The organism is Actinomyces sp. 594 (genome assembly GCF_019325145.1).
In the GTDB taxonomy this organism is placed as follows: Bacteria; Actinomycetota; Actinomycetes; order Actinomycetales; family Actinomycetaceae; genus Actinomyces.
In genome coordinates this window covers 56600-75217 of the sequence record NZ_PIZC01000009.1, presented here as the reverse complement: position 1 = coordinate 75217, position 18618 = coordinate 56600, and the positions used below count along the sequence as shown (strand labels likewise).

Below are 18618 nucleotides of genomic sequence, written 5' to 3'. Positions count from 1 at the left end.
TGAGGCGGCGCGCCCGGCACGGGGCGGTAGGACGCGGACGGCGGGCCCGGCGGGAGATGCGGCTCACAGGGGCGAGGGTACCGCAGGGGTTGGGGTGGTTCGAGGGAGTTGGCCTGCGATTACCGTGTTGGGCGTTTGCATCGTTATCATGGTAACTGTTGTTGACGCGTGCATCGCATGGAAACTACGCTTACCGCCGTGGGGTACTTGGAGAGCGCGTGGAGGCATGGCATCTCTCGTGAGGACATCAACCATGCGCTGAGTAACCCCGTGATCGTTCACTACTTAGACGGGTATGTGATCGTCGTCGGTCCGTCGAGGTCCGGCCAGCTTCTGGAAATCGGTGTAAATGACGACGATCTCGTCTTTCATGCGATGCATGCACGCGAGAAGTTCTTGAGGAGGAAGTGAGTCATGAGGACTGTTGAAGAGATGGTCGATGAGGTCGAGAACGCCAACGGGGGAGAGGGGCCTGATCCTGTAGTGACGGTCGATGACCCAGCCCTTGCAAGGATTGCCGTCGCGCAGATACGTGTGCGCGCCGCCGAGCGCGCACTCGATGAGGCCGTGATGGCGGCACGCGAATCTGGGCAGTCGTGGCAGGCGATCGGCGATGTGCTTGGCATGACCCGCCAAGGAGCGAACAAGCGCTTCCACGCTGCCTGACTTCCGCGTGCTTGCGGGCGGCGCTGGTTAGGAGCTGTGGGGTAGACCCGCCCCTCTGGCGCGAAGAAGCTGGTCGGAGGGCGGGGTGAGTGGCGCGTACGCAGCGGCGACTACCGCATCGTCTACGAGATCGACAACGGTGTGCTGCTGGTTCTGGTCCTCGCCGTCGGGCACCGCCGTGAGGTCTACCGGCGCAGGTAGCGAAGGAGGACCCGTACGTGTTCGTGCCTGGCGCCGACGTAGCAGACATTTAAGGAGATGTACCCAAGGGTCGACCGGCGTAGTAGACCCAGCGGCCGCAGGGACGAGGAACTGCCGCCCACACCGCCAACCACCACGCCCACCAAGACGAAGAGCCAAAAAAAATCCAGATGTCAGCGGCCGACGACGCCGATCCCTGGCTCGGTCACCTCGATCCGAGGACATACCAGGCATGAAGCGCTAAGCTCGTACTGGCACTGTGAGTCGCAACGCAGTGCTGCTATCAGCAATGCACTTAAGGGGACTAACCGGTGACTAGATCCAACTCGGGCGCTCGCATGAACTGCCGTGCTGCTGTTCGCAAGTTCGGAAAGCTGCTGACTTAGCGGTGGAACTGAAACTTAGCTGAGAGGTGCGATTAGTAACGTCAATAGTGAATGCTACCAATTCGAAGGTTATGACGTGAGAGTAAGACGGCTTGATATCAAGAACTTTAGGGGTATCTCTGAGGGCAGCGTGCTCTTCCAGAGGCACACCCTGCTGGTCGGAGGAAACAATATCGGTAAGTCAACGGTGTGTGAGGCGCTTGAGCTCGCTCTCGGTCCAGACCGCCTCTACCGGCGGCCTGTAATTGATGAGCATGATTTTTCGCGTGGGATGTACCGTGACGATGACGGAAATCCGCTAGACATTCAGATTGGTGTCGTGCTTACCGAACTATCTGATGAGCAGCGGCGCCACTTCCGCCGGCATCTAAGACGTTGGGACGAAAGCTCGCTTTCGTTTGTCGACGATAAGCCCGAGGGGTTAAGTAATGCTGACAACGACGGAACTGTTTGGGCGCTTCCTGTTGTGTTCATGGGACGCTATGACCGCGAAGAAGACGACTTCGTCGGTGGCACGTTCTTTGAACATCCTCTACCTGATATGGACCACCTTGATGAGGATCAGCGCGGTCTGCTAGGTGCGGGGCTGGTGCCATTCACCCGCGCGCATAAACGTATTTGTGGTTTTGTCTTTCTGCGCGCGCTACGCACGGGATCTCGCGCACTTAGTCTGCAACGAGGTTCGTTGCTCGATTCCATTCTTCGGCTTGGCGGCGAGGGCACGGCGGAGATGTGGCAGAACGCACTTAGCGAGCTACGAGACCTTGACCCAGCGATCGGGGAGATCGAGCAGCTTAAAGATGTACGAAATACTATCCGCAATCGGCTCGGTAGGTTCGTCAACCTGAGCCCAGGAGAGAACTCTACAGCGTTCTTCGCATCGGATCTCACGCGTGAGCATCTACGCGAGGTAATCCGACTCTTCATTGCGACGCAGCCGAGCAATTATCCCGTGCCGTTTTCCAGACAGGGAACCGGTTCGATCAACCTGCTGGTCTTTGCGTTGCTGACGATTATCGCGGACCTTAAGGAAGACCAGTCGGTCATCTTCGTGATGGAGGAGCCGGAGATAGCGCTTCCTCCGCATATCCAGAGGCGAGTGACCAAGTATGTCATACAGCAGATGGGGCAGTCTATCGTTACTTCCCATTCACCCTATGTCATCGAGCAGTTCGCCCCAGAAAATGTGGTAATTCTCTCTCGTAATGGCAATTCGTTCTCCGGCGCACCTATTGACATCTCACGGGTGAAGTCAAAGACCTACCGTGCAGAGCGCTGGCAGTTTGCCGAAGCAATTCTTAGCCGTGCCGTCTTCGTCCTCGAGGGACAGACAGAGATGGCCGCTGTACACGCGGTATCGTCGGCGCTCGAACATTTCCGGGACGACTACTCGCATGTTGATCTCGCGGGTGTCACCCTCTTCAACGCGAGTGGTGACCGCGCAGTCCCTCGGTATGGCCCGATCTTCAAGGCTCTAGGCAAGCGGGTCTATGGTATGCGGGACAAACTGAACGCCCCCGATGCGGCGGACGCGGCAGAGAACATCGCACGATTTGATGAGTTCTGGGAGTCGCCTGAGCCTGGCATTGAGAAGATCCTCGTGAAGCAGGTTCCGACGCGTGTGCTGCGGTCCTTCCTTGACGAAGTCGCGCAGCGCGATGACTATCCGACGAAATATCGCTATATTGCGAAGGAGGTTGAGGACGATAAATTGGCCTCGCTGGCGGCGAAGGTGTTGAAGGAACGTAAAGGTGATGCATTCGGATTCGGTTACACCAGTGCGCTCATCGCGCAGTGTCAGAGTGAAGGTGATCTTCCTGCCTTCATCCGCGATGCGCTTCTCACTATCAATGAAGATCTCCAGGACGATCCTGAACTGGTACTGGACGACGTAGCTGGACCAGCCGCCGGTTTTGAGGAGTCCGAGGAGTCATTGTAGTGGAGGTGCAGCTCTCCGAGACCGCTCAGGCAGTCCTGGATCACGACTATCCAATCTTGGTGCTCGGCGGTCCAGGCTCCGGCAAAACCACCCTGTCTCTCCTTAAAGCACGGGCGACGCTACCTGACCTGCAGCGAGGCCAGGAGGTCCTCTTCCTCAGCTTCTCCCGTGCGGCCGTTCGCCAGGTTGAAATCCGCTGCCACGGCATTTTGCTCGCGGACGAACGTCAACAGATTGCTGTGCGCACGTACCACGCATTCGCGATGGACATCCTGCGAGCGCATGGTCGCCTACTCACTGGACACGTGCCTCGGATTATCTATCCTGGCGAAGAGAGCATCGCAAAGGCCGCGTTCGACGGCGACTGGGACGTTGAGGTTGCGCGCCTCGCTCGTGAGGAAGGTCGCTTCGTGTTTGGTCAGTTTGCCGGTGCTGCTGCCAGTCTCGTTGCCGGCAGTACCTCGATTGCGTCTCTGCTCTCTGATAAGTACCCTGTGATAATCTTGGACGAGTTCCAGGATACCGACGATGCGCAATGGGCGCTAGTTAAGGCGCTTGCCGCGCGCTCGAAGACAATGTTCATGGCGGATCCGGATCAGCGGATCTTCGACTATGACCCGAGGGTGGATCCAGAGCGTCTCAATCACCTGCGCATACGCCTCGGGCCTGCTGAGTTCGATCTCGGCGGGGAGAACCACCGAAGCCGTAACACAGGCATCCTGCAGTACGCCGACGCCGTGCTTATGAATCTACCTCTGCCGGACAGCAAGAACGTGATCACGTCGTGGTACTGGCCGGGGGCATTCGAAAATACTGTCCACGCTCGCGTCGCTTGGATGCTCAGCACACTTCACAATGCTGGCATCGCTCATCCTTCGGTCGCGGTGCTTGCGAGAACGAACGCGCTAGTCGGTAAGCTATCAACGACCCTCGGACAGGAGCACGCGTTCAACGGTCAGACAATTGCGCCCGTGGAGCACGACGTGCTGTGGGATGCTGACCTCACCGCGGCTGCTGCTCTGGTCGTGGCGTCGATTCTGGAGTGGCCGACTCACTCAAAGGGCGAGGCGCTCGGTCGCACCTTCGATCGTATCGCTGACTACTTCGACATGAAGAGTGCCGTGCGCGAGAATAAGTCCGCTCGGAAGACCAGCGACAAGTTCCGTAAGGCCGCTGGCCAAGTGCGGAGAGGTGAGGCGCCGCGGTTGAAGAGCGCGAAGGCCTTTAACGTTTCGTACAGCAATGGTCTTGTGCTGCAGGGTGATCCGGCACGTGACTGGCTACGTGCGCGTGATCTGCTCGGCTTTGGCAAGGACTCGTCGGAGGTGTTGGCGAATGTCAAATTTGTCCGGCTCTTCGGTGCAACCGATGAGATCGGCACCCGGCTATCCGAGGCATGGGATCGTGATGGAACTTACGGGCGCGCCACCGATTTAGTTAGTCGCGCGCTCGAGGGAAGTAGGCTTCAGGGTGACCGCCGCGAGCCACGCGGCTGCGTGCTCATGACGATCCACAAAGCGAAGGGTAAAGAGTTTGACGGCGTCGTACTCGTTGAAGGGAAGTACTCGGGTCAGTTTTTCAGCGGCGCTGACAGCGCGGCCCCTCGCTCCGCGTCTCGACGTTTGCTACGAGTAGGCATCACTCGAGCACGCTACGGAGTGGTGATCGTTCGGCCTCATGATGCTCCTGCACTCGTGACCTAGATGATTGATTCCAAGGGGGTGGTGTCGGCGTGGGGGCTGGGATGCTGGGCGAGGGCCTCGCAGGATCGGTGCTGCAAGAACCGTTTCCCCACCAGCTGGAGGCTGAGAAGAAGTGGACACCGACCTGGAGACCCTCGCCTCCGCACGGGTGCGTCACCGCCGATGACTTGCTCAAAGCCCACCCCGAGGTGCTTCCTGTCCGACCCCAGGTGGGCATCGCTCCCAAGATCTCTGACGCCGAGATCCTCACCCTGGCAGTGATGGGTCCCCTGCTGGGCTTTGACGGCGAGCGCCGCTGGATCCGCCACGCCCGCAGCCACTGCCGGGGCATGTTCCCCCACATCCCCGGCCAGGCCGGCTACAACAAGCGACTGCGCGCCCTAACCAGTGCCATGTGCTGGCTCACCTGCGTGCTGGCATCCCGCTGCAGTGCGTTCACCGACGACCTGTGGCTGGTCGACTCCACACCGGTGGAGTGCGGCCGTTCCCGCGAGACCGCCAAGCGCTCCGACCTGGCCGGGTGGGCCGGCTACGGTGACTAGCGCCTCCCACTCCCGCTTCTTCTGGGGCCTACGACTGCACATGATCACCACCCCGACGGGCTACCAATAGCGTGGGCGCTTACCAACCCCGCCCAGGACGAGCGTGAGGTCCTGCGCGACATGCTCGCCCGGCTCGCGCCCACCAGCGACCAGACGCTTATGGCGGACAAGGGCTACCGCTCCAGACAGCTCGAGGCCGACCTGGAAGACGCCGGACTGACCCTGCTGCGCCCCGCGGCCCGCAACGAGCCCCCACGCCCCGCAGCCGCACTCCCGCGCCCCCTGCGCCAGCGCATCGAGTCCGTCTTCGATACCCTCAAGGACCAGCTCGGTCCTGAACGCCACGGCGCTCGCACCACCAGCGGCGTCACCGCGCGCGTCGCCCAACGCATCCTCGCTCTGACCACCACCATCTGGCACAACCAACTCATAGGCGCCCCCACACTACGAACCCTGACCCCCTACGACCACTAACCACCCCCTTGGAATCAATCATCTAGGGTGCGTATGGGTTGGGATGATGATGAGATGCCTATGCCGTTTATTCAGGTGGGCAGTCGAAGCGTGGATGAAGACTACTCGAGTTCTGCACTGCTGGAAGGTTGAGAGGGGGATGATGCGCGTTTGGGTCTTGCTTCGCTAGAGGGCTGCGTGGACTCGGCGGAAGTCGGATTCGCGGTCGCGGGTGCGGAAGGGGAGCTCGTAGACGTAGGTTATGCCGGAGCCGGGGTGGGTGTGTGCGCGTTCGTCCAGGGGCATGTCGGCGTCAGACTCGGGGCGCTTGCGCCTGTCCCAGGCCTGCCGCACCGGCGTGGGCACCTGACGCCCATTGGCGTCATAAACGTAGGCGCCCGTGCCCCGGCCATGGTCGTAGTCGTAGAGCACCGCGAACTGGGTGCGGTAGATCGTGCACAGGTCCTCAATCGGGACCCCAAGCATCACCGCCACCATCACATCGACCTCCGCCTGCGCGTTACGCCGGTCCTCCGCACGCCGCAACGGCGTGTCTGGAGTCCAGACCGGCCCGGTCGGGCGCTCGTCGTAGCGCTCCAAGATCGGCGAGTCGTCCAAGAAGGCGTCATGCCAACACTCGGCCCACAATTCCGCGTATGCGTCGGTAACGCAGTTCAGGCGGAGAGTTCGTAGTAGCAAGAGATTGAGCAAAGGATGTTGCATTGGAAGTGCGGGTAGTCCAGCGAGGGTTCCTTCCCTGATGGTACTCTTCGGGACGCTGCGAATTAGCATGTCGGCGAGCAGTGCAGAGGTTGACGCGTGGGTTATGACCAGGTTAGCTAGCGGTCCTTGAGGTGCAACTGTGTGGACTGCATCCACGTGCGCTGGTCCTGGGGGAATGAGCGCGGGTATTAGTGTCCTTTCCCCCGTATTCGCCGCCATGGTTCGCCAGGCGATGCGGTAGTGGTCGCGGGCGGAGGTGGTGCCCCAGTGGGTGTAGAGGCGATCGTAGGCGGCGCGGTCGCCAGCGGGCTTGTACTGGGTCACGGGCTGCGCGTCCGCGGGAAGAGCCTCGAAGTCGGTCGAGGTCCAGTCGCGCTGGTTGGCCATGGTCCGATTCGGCTGCTTGTACAGCGGAGTGGAGACATAGAGGTGTGATCCTTGCAGTATGGCGTCGTGCCATGCTGCTGTTCCCCACATCTTGGTGAATCGTCCCTTCTCAAAGTCGGTCGTCTCGTTCCAACCGGAGGAGAACTCAAGCCCGAGAGAGCCTATGCGTTGGTTGCGCGCGAGCGTTTCTAGAGTACGCGCGGCCGCCGAGTTTACCGTCGAGACCATGGGTGTTGAGCACCAGTCGTCCGCTTCAGACACCGCCTGCCAGGTCCGGAGCATGGATTCGTCGACCCGCTGGATGCGGGAGGCATGCGGGCGCAGATCCCACCCGCCCGTGTGTGGGTCTCTGAATCCTGGCTCTTCGCCCGAGCTGTCGTGCCTGAGGGAACGGGTGACCGTGTCGGGGTGGTAGAGCGCACTCGTATGAAGGAAGGAGGGGGATCGGTCGGATGCGTATATTGAGACGCCGAACCGCTTTTGGTTCTGAATTTCGAACAGTCGCAACTCGTTGATGAACTGCCAGTGCCTCCGCAGGTGCCGATACGTCGCTGCGCGCAGATTCGGGGTCTTGGCGTCAGTGAAGTGGGTCTCCATGTGGATGAGCCCCGAGGTGCCGCTGGGCTTCTGGTGCTCCCATACCTGGCACATGAAGGCGCGGTACAGGTCGGGCCGGCCCTCCATAACGGGGTACACGGTGGAATCGCTAATGAACTCGCCCAGGACTTCTGTTTCGGCGGCGCCATCGACCACCGTATTCAGCATGCCGGGGCGGCTGATCGTCGCGGGCATGCGGGCGGTCTTCTCCGCAACCGGGGGCTTGTTTGCGAGTACCCACCACGGATCGCCATCGGCCAGGAGCGTCTCCAACTTGACGTCGGGCCGCACCCACGGCGGGTTACCCACCTGCAGGTCGAAACCTCCGCGCGCGAACACGGTGGCGAAGTCCAGCTCCCAGTGGAAGAAGCCCTGCTCGTCCGCGACCTGCTTGGCCACGCACAGCCACGGCTGCTGCTCAAGCACCGACTCCACCTTCCGCGCACCGGCGAACTGAAGGTCCCAGGCCTCCGTGTCCTCTAGGCCCTCCCAGGTGGTGGCCTCGGCCAGCGGCACCGCGTTGGCGGGGGCGGCGTCGCCCGCGTAGCCGAGCGTGTGCTCCAGCGTCTCCAGCCACTCCTCCAGGCTCGGCGGCGTAACGTCTGTCGTCAGCGGCCAGTACCACAGCGCACACCACGCATCCATCACCAGCCGCAGGCGCCGGTAGGCCGAGTCCGGGCTGGCCAGGTAAGCCTCGATCTGCTCCCGCGTCACCGCTGAACCCGCACCCGCCTGGGGCTCACGGCCCCACAGGTCGATGCGGCGGGACGCCTCCGCCTCCGCCACCCGCAGGCGCCGCAGCGTCAGCTCCCACAGCACCTCCACGCGTCGGGCCAGCGCCGTCAGCCGCTTGACCTGCTTATTCGACTTGCCCTTCGGTGCCTTGGTGATCTCCTTACGCCACTCCTTCAGAGCCTTCAACCGTCCGGCGTCCACCAGGTCGCGCACCTGCTTGGGCACCTCCGTGGCCGAGCCCCAGCCGCGGGCGGGCAGCAGGAAGTGATGCACCCGGCCGGTCACATCCAAGGCCTGCCCCAGGCGGTGCCCGGAGGCGGGCGCGGCATGCTCGCCCACGCCCGCTGGCCGATCTCCCGGCCCGACCGGGCCTGCCAGACCATCTGGGGCGACGCCGTCGGCACCCGCCGAACCATCAATGGCCTCGGCCACCTGCCGCAGCGGCTCGGCCACCGGCGTGGTGGTCAACCACGTCTTCTTGCTATTCAGGGCGCTGACCGGATACAGGGCCCGCCTGGCCCCCACCAGTGAATTGCCGCGGCGCAGCCGCAGGCCGAACCACGGCGCCGCCAGACCCTCCACCATCGTGTCCAACCACAGGGAGATCTCCGCCAACTCCACCGCCGTGGCATTGAGGTCCACGCCATAGACCTGATGCAGCGCCAGGTAGGCCTTGACCTTGGCCAGCTCGCGTGGACGCTCCTCCGGGTCCACGCGCCGCTCCAGCTCCCGCTCCCGGCGGGAGAGATACTGCTCGGCCAACTGGCGCACCGCCTCAATCGCGAAGGCGCCCGAACCCAGCGCCGGCTCGCACACCGTCAGGTGCAGCACCTCCTCCGCCGTCGTCGTGCGCCCATCCTGATCTAGCAGCTCGGCCAGGGCCTGCTGCACCGTGAAACGCGTCAGCACCTCCGGGGTGTAGAAGGACGCCGACCGTTGCCGATCCCGGCCCGAGAGCCGGAACACGAACTCGCCCGGCTCATAGGTGACGTTGCGGCGCTCGCCCGTCACCTCGTCCTCCACCGTCACGAAGTCCCCCGGATCCAGGCCGTTCACGACATCCTCGGGCACCACCCACGAGCCCTTGGAGGCGTCCCCGCCCGGCGCCACCTCCCACAAGCGCTCGGTGGCGAAGGAACCCGTGTAACTCATCAGCCCCTCATAGACGGCGCCCAACTGGTTAATTCCCAACTCTACATAGGAGATGAAGCCCCGGCCCGTCCGGCCGTTCTCCTTGGTCAGCAGCAGGTGCCGCAGCACCTGCAGCAGGGCCGCATTGCCCAGACCCACCGCGTCAATCAGCGCCGTCGCCTCCGGGCGGAACAGGTCCGCCCGCATCGGCTGGAACACCAGGCCGTCGAAGGCCTCCTCCTGCTCCGGCGTCACCCGCGTGTTCAGCCCGGAATCCACCAGGCGGAACAGCAGCCCCAGGGACTGATAGATGTGCGTGCCCGCCTGCGCCGTCTCCTCGTGCAGCTCCCGCAGCGTGAGCTCCCGCAGCCGCTCCAGGCCGTAGCCGGCGTCGTACTCGGCCGCACCCACCGGCAGCACGCCCAGCTCCGGGCTCGCCTCCGCATACAGTAGGAAAATGATCCGGTAGATGTACCGCAGCGACTGCAAGGCCAGCGGCTGCGCCTGCTCCTGGCCGAGCGGTTCCAGGCCCTGGGCGGCCCGACGCCGCACCACCTCGTTCGCGATGATCTCAATGGAGGAGCGCACCCCCTCACGCAGATCCTTGGACACCCCCACCGTGTGGGCCGCCGAATCCGCGAGCGTGCCCGTCCACCAGGTCTCGCCCTCCGGGGTAGGCAGCAGGGAGCGGGCATCCAGGCAGGTCAGGGCGCGCTCCACCTCCCCGCCCCGCTTGGCGTCATTGCGTTCCACCACCAGCTGCACATTCACCGCCAGCCAGCGGCCCTCCGGCCACCGCTCCTTCTCCGCCACCAGCGCCCACCGGCCCGCCAACACCAGGGCGAAGGCCGGGCCGTGCTCGTCGGTCATCAGCGTGGACAGTGCCCGCGCCACCGACACCACCGGCTCGGCGCCCTCCAGGGCGGGGGCGGCCGGGTCCTCCAAATCCACGGGCTCCCACGGCTCGGCCAGCGTGGCCGCGTCCTTGAGCAGCAGGTCCTCCACCGTGACCGCGGGGCGGGCCCGCAGCAGCGCCAGCGGCGCCGGGCCCTCATCGCCGACCGGCCGCACCAGCGTCACCGGGCCGCGCTCAACCAGCCGGAACTCGGCGGCGGTGAACCCCAGAATCTCCCGCAGCGAGGCGTCCAGCTCCTCGGCGGCCCGCAGGACGGCGGCGGTGGGCGTGGCGGCGTCGTCGGGCAGGGCCGCCAGCAGCTCCTCCAGGTGCGGGCGCGCCGAACGGAAGCGGCTACGCGGCGTGGCCGCAGGGGCGGCGCCATCGGAGGGCCTCTCCAACTCCTCCCATTCCTTGCGCCGCTCCAACACGCGCGCCAGGAAGGACTCCTTCGTGGCGTCGGTGGTGAAGTAGTGCTCGCTGATCCAGTCCTCGCCCACCACGAGCGCATCCGACGCCGCCATCAGCGGTCCCCTTCCTTCCCAAAACCACCACTAAAACCATCACCGAGGCCAGTACTTGCACCACCGCCGAAACCATGCGGCACCACCACCAGCAGCGGCCGCACCAGCGTGTGCGCCGGAAGCTGCTGGCGCATCAGCTCCTGCTCGGCCGCCACCGTCTGCCGTTGAGACCGCAGCTGCCGGTTCTGGATGAGGCGGCCCGCGTCGTCGTCCCAGGAGTCCGCCCGCTGCGCCCAGGCCGCCACCCGGGCGTGCGCCTGCTCCCGGGCCGCCTGTACCGTCAGCGCCATCTGCTTCTCGGCCGTATCGACCGCCGGTGCGATCAGCGCCCCCAGCAGCGCCGTATCCGGGGTGCCGCCGGCATTGGTCAGCTCCCGCTCCACCCCCGCCGCGGCAAACATGGCTGCCGGGGAGTCGTGTACCTGACCGATCGGAACCGCCTCCAGACCCCGACCCTCTTGCAGCCGCGCGCGGGCGGCGCCCAAGTCCAGGAACGGGAAGGCGGCGCTGACACTCACCAGGGAGATCGTGCGGCCCGCCAGGTTCGTGAGCGTGCCCAGCAGCAGCACCGTGGGCGACTCCACCTCCCCATGCACCGCGAACACCGAGGAGCGACCCAAGCGGGCCAGCACCCGGTCGCCCGCCCAGTCCAGCACCGGGTGCAGCGGCCCCAGGTAGTGGGCCTCCGGCCAGGAGGAGTCGGAGGAATCCCGCAGCGCCTGCGCCAGCAGCGCCTTGCCCTTGCGCTGGCTGGTGGCCAGCAGCAGATGCTCCTGCACGTGCCGGTCCTTCAGATACGACTGCGGCAGCACCGCCAGGCGGGCGCGCAGGCCCGCGGGCGGCACCAGCTCCACCACATGGTCCTCATGCTCCCGCCAGGAGACGCCACCGCCGCCGGTCTGTCCATGCTCGGCCTCCTCCGGGCGCTCATACAGCTCAGTGAGGGCCTGGCGCAGGTAATCCACCTGGGAGTCATACAGGGTGGAGGTCGGCAGCGGGGCCGCGGCGCGGGCCGACGGCGACGTCCCGCCAGCCACGGCGGGCCGTGCGGCAGGCGGTGCGGGCGAGGGTGCGGGCGCGGCGTCGTCGTCGGGGGCGGGGAGCACGGGCGGGGCATCGGCGGCGGGTGGGTCGCCGGCGGCTCCCGAACGGGCCTGGTCGGTGCCCGTCAGGGAGGCGAACAGGGCCGCCATCGGGTCCAATTCCAGGGCCGCGTCCGCGTCCGGCACCACCTGCTCGATGTCGGCGCCCCGCTGGAGGGCTTCGCGGATCGCCTGCTCCTCCTTCTCCCCGGAGTACAAGCCCATCAGGGAGGCGGCATCGCCCAGCGCCCGGTGCGCCTGATCCTCCTTCTCCATCAGACGGGTCAGCACACGCACGTCACCGGAGAAGCGGGCGTCGGAGGGGTCCAGCAGCAGGGTGGTGATCTGCGGGCTGGTCTCCTGCCCGTAGCGGTCGATGCGGCCGTTGCGCTGCTCGATCCGGATCAGCGACCAGGGAATGTCATAGTGGATCAGCTCATGGCACTGGGCGTGCAGGTTCACGCCCTCCGAGGCGACGTCGCCGGTCACCAGCACGCGCAGTGGCGTGTGCGCCTGCCGGAACTCCTCGACGATCTCCTGCTGCTCCACATCCGACAGGCCGCCGTGCATCACGCGCACCGCCCCGTCGCGCAGACGCAGGTCGCGCCGGAGGTTCTCGGCCAGCCAGCTCAACGTGGCCACGCGCTCGGCGAAGACCACCGCCCGCGCCGTCGAGCGGGGGCCGACGCCGATGCGGCGCAGCTCCTTCAGCAGCGCCTGGTACTTGCCCGATTCGGTGGTGTTGGCCGCCTCGGCCAGCTCCCGCAGGTGGGTCAGGGCCCGGGACTGCTCGGATGAGAGCAGTGCCTCCTCGCTGGCGGCTCGGGCGCGACGCCGTGCCATGCGCTCGTCGATCGTCTGAATCAGCGCCGCCGGGGAGGAAAGGAAGGCCTTCGCCAACGTCCAGGAGAACAGGGCGTTGCCACCGTTGCCCGCGGTGCCCTGGCCGACGGCGCCCGGGGCGGAGGTGCCGTCGGGCCGGTGCAGCCAGGAGCGGGACAGCTCCCCGGCCACCGCATCCTCCGCCGGGGAGGGCGCCACCAGCCGGTTGACCGGGGTCAACCGCTCCTTCCAGCGGTCGCCCACTACGTCGCGCACCTCCTCGGAGTGGCGGTGACGGCGGATCACCAGCCGACGCACCGCCTCCTGATCCAGCGAGCCGTCCGCGTGGACCGCCGTCGGCTCCAGCAGGCGAATCAGCTCCGCGAAGGACTTCGGGTCCCCATTGTGAGGCGTGGCCGAGGCCAGGATCAGGGCGTCCGTCTGGCGGGCCAGGATGTCCGCCAGACGGTTATTGAGCGTGCCCCTGTTAGTGACATTGTGGGACTCGTCGATGACCACCGCATCCCAGCGCTGCTTGCGCAGGTGATTGAGGTAGCGGTCGGACTTGAGCGTGTCGATGGAGATGATCGCCCGGTGGTAGACGGAGAAGGGGTTGCGGGTGGCCGGGATGGTGCGCCGCACCCGCTGAATACCCACCGAATCCAGGCGCACGAAGGGCAGGGCGAAGCGCGACCACATCTCATGCTGCATCTGCTCCAGCACGTGCCGGGGCGTGACGATCAGAATCCGGTCTCCACGGCCCCGGCGCACCAGCTCCGCCAGGATCATGCCGATCTCCAGGGTCTTGCCCAGACCCACCGTGTCCGCCAGCAGGATGCGCGGGCGCAGGTTGGTCGGGTCTAGCGCCTGCCGGACGGCCGTGAGCTGGTAGGGGAGCGGGTCGGCCAGCATGTCGCCGACTACCGCCAACTCCGTGGAGCCGGCCGGCAGCGCCGTCTTGCGCAGCGTCGCCTCCAGCCACAGGCGCGAGAGCCGATGCCGGGTGGAGGTGTCCGCAACCACCTGGGTGCGGCGCGGGTCCACGGGCTCGATGTCGTCGATCCCGGCGGAGAACTGGGCGGTGACGTCCTGCACCAGCTCCGACAGCCCCTGCACCGTGACCAGGGTGCCGTCGGAGTTGGTGGAGATCTGGGTGACCAGCCAATCCTCGTCGCGCACCCGCACCACCGAGCCCGGGGCGACGTCGAGCGACGGCGGGGGAGTGGGGGCGGACGGTGCGCTGGTGGGGGAGGAGAGGGAAGGGGAGGGGCTCGTGGGAGCGGTGCCGAAGCGAGCGGCGCTCGCGGAGAAGGCGCTGGGAGGAACGGCCGTGGTCACGGGGATGATCCTAAAGACTGCGTCGGTATTCGGAGTGGCCGACGAGCGGGAGACATGATCTGCAACCTCGGGGAGGAGCGGTAGGCGCTTCTGGGAGTGCCAGTGCGAGCGGACGTGCGACCTGTGGGGGTGTGTTTGTGTCAGTGGCAAGTGAGAGGGTGTCGGCGTCAGAGGGAAGACAACAGACGGCCGCCGGCATCCGGCGGAGCAGTTAGTAGGAGGAATCACGATGTCTAGAAGAGAGTCCCTGATCCCTGAACACAATGCCGCATGCGAGCGTGCCGGGGGTCTGACATGTAAGTGTCCTTGTCGTTCTGCTGGGCACCAAGTCGATCTGGTCTCCCGTGCGATAACTTGCTCCGATAAGGAAGAGTTACAACTGCTTCGGGCTGATCTGGAGAAGGTCTATGGAGGCTACCGGTCCAAGATCCGTGACGGCAGCGTGCGGTCGCGACGCAAGGTTCCTGAAGACTTGAGCACTTGCAAGCCTGATGTTGGGAGAGGAGCGTCATGGGCGGAGCAGATTGGTTTAGACGAAGTGCTGCGTTCGGCGTACGAGGGAGTCTCTAAGAACAGCATTGGCATGACTAAGGTGCGGCGAGAGAGTCGTCGCGAACTTGTGCAGCAACTTGCTGAGTATGGAGCAAGGGCGGCGTCGACTGGTGCTTTGGTATCTCATGTCGATGCGCATGTATGGTGCAGCGTCCTCGCCTGCGTCAACGCGAAGAGGAGGTATCCAGGGTTGCCGTATGCGGTCGAACAGTTCGCGGAGATCTGCTATCCGCGGCGCAGTGCCCCTAAGATGCCCGGGGGTGCGTCGGCTGCGTGGGAAGACTATGTGGCGGAAGTCAACCGCTGGGTCGGAGCCTCCAGTTTGACAGGTGCAGATCTGGATGAAGCGCTGTGGCTGTACGGGGCGGCGTGCTGTCCTGACTTGTGGCAGCATCCAAGAGCTGTTCGTTTCTCTCTAAGTCCACTGGTGAGTAGCGGAGTGGTACTAAGCGGAACCGTATCGGCAGCAGTCGTCGAAGAGTACGAAAACGCTTGTTGGCGTTGGCAAAAACGCAAGAATTGGTGACGGTTGGCGCAAGTTGTGTGTGGGTGAACGCGGAGTGTCCTGTTCGTCGGCGCCCTCGACCAGGTTGCCGACGTCGTCGCCCCCTCTCCACAGATATTGGCAGCCTGCGTGTCGAGGCCTGGCGAAGAGGTGCGCCTCGGTAATCAGTACCGCCTAAAATCGCCCCATCCCACCACCTCCGGGTTGCCCAGGAACACACATGATCACCGAACTCGCGATCCCGCAAGACCTCTTCGCTCTTACCATGCGCTTGGATGCACCGCTCTTCCAGCGCCCATACGTGTGGAACGAGGAGGACCAGTGGGCGCCCCTGTGGGAGGACATTCGCGCCCTCGCCGAGGCCTGGCTCGACCCGCACTCGCCGGGCGCTCACCCCGGCCTACGCCCGGTCGAGCCGCACTTCCTCGGCGCCGTCGTCCTCCAGGACCGCCAGACCTCCTACCAGGAGATGCGGGCGGCCACCATCATCGACGGCCAGCAGCGTCTGACCACCCTGCAACTCCTGCTTCACGCCCTCGCCGGCGTACTGGACGCTTGCGGCCTGGACTCGCTCGCGGCCTCGGCTGCCCGCCTGACCAGAAACGATGACGCCACCTCCGCCCGCCCCGAGGACGCATTCAAGGTCTGGCCCACCAACCGCGACCGCGCGGCCTACACCGCCGTCATGCGCGCCGAGTCCCCGAGAGATATCCCGACGGATATCCGCAATACATGCTTTGCGCAGGCCGACGCCTATTTCCGACGTGTCATTGATGACTGGCTCACCGGAATCGGCGAGATCAATCCGCAGGATTCCGACGCGCTGGCGAATCGCGCTGCGGTCCTGCTCGGCGTCGTCACCCGCGGACTGCGCCTGGTCGTCATCCGTCTGGGCGCCGAGGACGACGCTCAGACCATCTTCGAGACCCTCAACGCCCGCGGCACGCCGCTGACAGCGATGGACCTGGTCAAGAACTTCCTGTTCCAGAACCTCGACCCGCACGCGCCCGCAACCCAGGACGTATACGACCACTACTGGAAGCGCTTCGAGACGCCGTTCTGGGAACAGACGATCAGCGCGGGGCGCGTCAAACAGGCACGCGCCGTCGCCTTCCTCGGCTGGTGGCTGGCCGCACGCACGCGCGCCGTCACTCCCGCAAGAGCCGCCTTCTCCACCTTCAAGCGCTTCGCGCTCGCAAGTGGCGACGATATGGGGATACTCGCGGACCTCTCCGCTGCGGCAAAGCGTTACGAGACCCTCGATGTCGCCTCCCACACCCAGCATGGCGAACTTGAACCAATCGCCATGTTCAACTATCGCGCAGACGTGCTCGGCCTGGACGTGCTCAAGCCGCTGATCGTCTGGCTGCAGGACCCCAACGGTGGCGGCGCGCCCACCGTGCCCGGCGCCCAGCGCCGTCGGCTGATCGCCGCCGTCGAGAGCTGGGTCGTGCGCCGCGCTCTGGTCAAGGAGACCTCCACGGGGCTCAACCGGTTCGTCGTCGAGCAACTCCTGCGGGAAGCGAGTGCCGAGCCTGAACGCATGGGCGAGCGGGTCGAGTGGCTGCTCGCGTCCCAGACCGCCTCCGTCTCCTACTGGCCCGACGATGAGGAAGTTCGCGCAGCGCTGGCCACTGAACGCATTTACCGGACCCTGGCGCAGGCCCGAGTGCGCATGGTCCTCGAAGCCATTGAGGACCGCCGCCGCGGATACCCCGACGGCCGCCGTCGCGCAGAGGCCCCCATCGTCCGCGGCAGCTGCACCATCGAGCACCTCATGCCACAGCAGTGGCGCCTGCACTGGGATGGCGGCGCCGACGAGGCCGCCGCCGAACGCGACCACCTGATCCACACCCTCGGCAACTTGACGCTCACCACCCAGGGCCTGAATTCCTCCCTTTCCAACGGCTCCTGGGAGGCAAAGCGCACAGCACTGGACGCCACGACGGGTCTGCTGACCACCCGCGACTTGCTACGCGACAATCCGGGCGCATGGACCGATGATGACATTCGTGAGCGCACCGCGGCGCTGACCGAGGAGATCATCGCCATCTGGCCGGCTCCCGACGGGCACGTCCACCGCGCCCCGCGGCGCAAACTCGGCATCAACAACGCGACTATGAAGGTCCTGCTGGATGCGGGCCTGCTGACGGTCGGGGACGAGGTGGTAGGCGTCGGCAATGACGGGCGGGCGATCCGCGCAGTGATGGATACTGCCGGAAGAATGGTGCTTGATAGTGAGACATACGCCTATCCGTCGGCGTCCGCGTACCGAGTGCGCGGTACCAGCACGAACGGCTGGACCTTCTGGCGCCTGGGGAGCCTCGACGGCCCCACCCTGGATGATCTGCGGGCCCGGCTGCTCAGCTCAGAGGCCTGAGGCCGCGGGGCCCGATGGCTGGAAGCCCCTCCCGCAGTCACTGCGGGGGCGGCGTCTGCCTCCGCTAGGTGGGCGCATGCCCTGCGTCATCCCATCCACAGGTTCTGCATGTACTCCGGCGGACAGGGCCGTCCCTCTTTGATGACGCCGGGATTGCCGATAACCGTTGCACCGGAGGGGACATCGATGTTGACCAGCGCTCCGGGCGCGATCAGTACATCGTCGCCGATGGTGATCCCGCCGACGATAACCGCATTCGTGCCGATCCACACCCGGTCTCCGATGGTGGGTGTGCCCGCGCGGCGGCCGGAGGGGATAGCTCCGATCGTGACACCCGTGGCGATGTTGCAGTTGCTGCCGATTACCGTGGCGGGGTTGATGATAATGCGCCCGCGATGCCCAATATAGAAGCCGGGCCCAATCTTGGTTGACCAGGGAATCTGGATGAAGGTCGTCGCCGACAGATGGCTTAATGCCGCCCGGTAGGCCTTCTGCAGCGGTGGTGAGCTGGTGCTCTGCGCGTGCCGGAAGGCCCACAGGTAGCTCAGCACCTTGCGCTCACCGAGGCGCGCAGTCAGCGGCGCGTCGGTGCGGCCGAAGTAGCGAAAAAGGTCTGAGCGGAAGAGCTGTTGCGCTGTGGCGGTCATGCGGGAACTCCTCAGGGATGGTTCAGGTACCGCAAAGACTACCGGCATCCGCTTGCGCGGCCTCGCGCATGTCGCGGGTGGCGGCGCCGTTCGCCGGTGCGCGTCGAAGGCACGAGGCTGCGAGTCATCGGCCAAAAGTGTCCATCTCTCGCCACTTTGGTGGATGGCAGCCTGCAGGGCCGCGGGCAAATAGCCCCTGAACTGGGTAAACAACGACGGTCTGGGTGGTGACCTGGCTCGTTCAGGGTGAAAGTGGCGAGAGTTGGACACTTTTCGGCCCGACCTGCGACCGCGCGGGCTGGTGTGGCTCGCCCGATGGGGCGACACGCGTGTACGCGCCCGTAAAAGTGTGAGCTGCGCCACCCACAAGAAGTGGAGGTGTGCGGCGCGGCAGTCGCGCCTGATGGTGC

At 65.2% G+C, this 18618-nt stretch carries 11 protein-coding genes; 8 read left to right on the top strand and 3 right to left on the bottom strand.

Translation table 11 applies throughout. The features are described from left to right. Positions 1 to 177: 177 nt before the first annotated feature. The 7 genes from GZ998_RS00865 to GZ998_RS00835 all read left to right on the top strand — a co-directional run bounded on the left by GZ998_RS00865 (position 178) and on the right by GZ998_RS00835 (position 5911). Positions 178 to 411, top strand: coding sequence for a hypothetical protein (locus GZ998_RS00865; RefSeq protein WP_219108401.1), 234 nt, complete (start codon positions 178 to 180; stop codon positions 409 to 411). Between the two features lie 3 nt (positions 412 to 414). Then, positions 415 to 666, top strand: a complete 252-nt coding sequence (locus GZ998_RS00860; protein WP_219108399.1) for a hypothetical protein — start codon at positions 415 to 417, stop codon at positions 664 to 666. A 69-nt stretch (positions 667 to 735) separates the two neighbouring features. Beyond that, complete coding sequence (locus GZ998_RS00855; protein ID WP_219108445.1) at positions 736 to 867, top strand: type II toxin-antitoxin system RelE/ParE family toxin; 132 nt, start codon at positions 736 to 738, stop codon at positions 865 to 867. Between the two features lie 462 nt (positions 868 to 1329). Further along, complete coding sequence (locus GZ998_RS00850; protein WP_219108396.1) at positions 1330 to 3192, top strand: ATP-dependent endonuclease; 1863 nt, start codon at positions 1330 to 1332, stop codon at positions 3190 to 3192. Continuing rightward, positions 3192 to 4895 (top strand): UvrD-helicase domain-containing protein, encoded by a 1704-nt coding sequence (locus GZ998_RS00845; protein WP_219108394.1) that lies wholly within the window; start codon positions 3192 to 3194, stop codon positions 4893 to 4895. Before GZ998_RS00850 ends, GZ998_RS00845 begins: the two co-directional genes overlap by 1 nt. Before the next feature lie 68 nt (positions 4896 to 4963). Then, positions 4964 to 5437, top strand: coding sequence for a hypothetical protein (locus tag GZ998_RS00840; protein WP_219108393.1), 474 nt, complete (start codon positions 4964 to 4966; stop codon positions 5435 to 5437). Between the two features lie 21 nt (positions 5438 to 5458). Next, positions 5459 to 5911 carry a transposase gene (locus tag GZ998_RS00835; RefSeq protein ID WP_219108440.1) on the top strand — a complete coding sequence of 151 codons (453 nt, stop codon included), beginning with the start codon at positions 5459 to 5461 and terminating at the stop codon, positions 5909 to 5911. Positions 5912 to 6076: 165 nt separating this feature from the next. On the opposite strand, the gene GZ998_RS00830 is transcribed toward GZ998_RS00835, so the two are convergent. Together GZ998_RS00830 and GZ998_RS00825 are read right to left on the bottom strand one after the other, a co-directional pair. Beyond that, on the bottom strand, positions 6077 to 10882 hold the full coding sequence (locus GZ998_RS00830) for a class I SAM-dependent DNA methyltransferase (protein ID WP_219108391.1): 4806 nt from the start codon (positions 10880 to 10882) through the stop codon (positions 6077 to 6079). Then, entirely contained in the window at positions 10882 to 14124 is a 3243-nt protein-coding gene (locus tag GZ998_RS00825) for a helicase-related protein (RefSeq protein WP_219108389.1), read from the bottom strand. The genes GZ998_RS00830 and GZ998_RS00825 overlap by 1 nt, the downstream gene beginning before the upstream one ends. Before the next feature lie 1277 nt (positions 14125 to 15401). Between GZ998_RS00825 and GZ998_RS00820 the strand changes: the two genes are divergently transcribed. Continuing rightward, a complete protein-coding gene (locus tag GZ998_RS00820) occupies positions 15402 to 17561 on the top strand; it encodes a DUF262 domain-containing protein (protein ID WP_219108387.1) in 2160 nt (719 codons plus the stop codon). Between the two features lie 86 nt (positions 17562 to 17647). On the opposite strand, the gene GZ998_RS00815 is transcribed toward GZ998_RS00820, so the two are convergent. Beyond that, entirely contained in the window at positions 17648 to 18208 is a 561-nt protein-coding gene (locus GZ998_RS00815; protein WP_219108383.1) for a serine acetyltransferase, read from the bottom strand. Positions 18209 to 18618 lie beyond the last annotated feature (410 nt).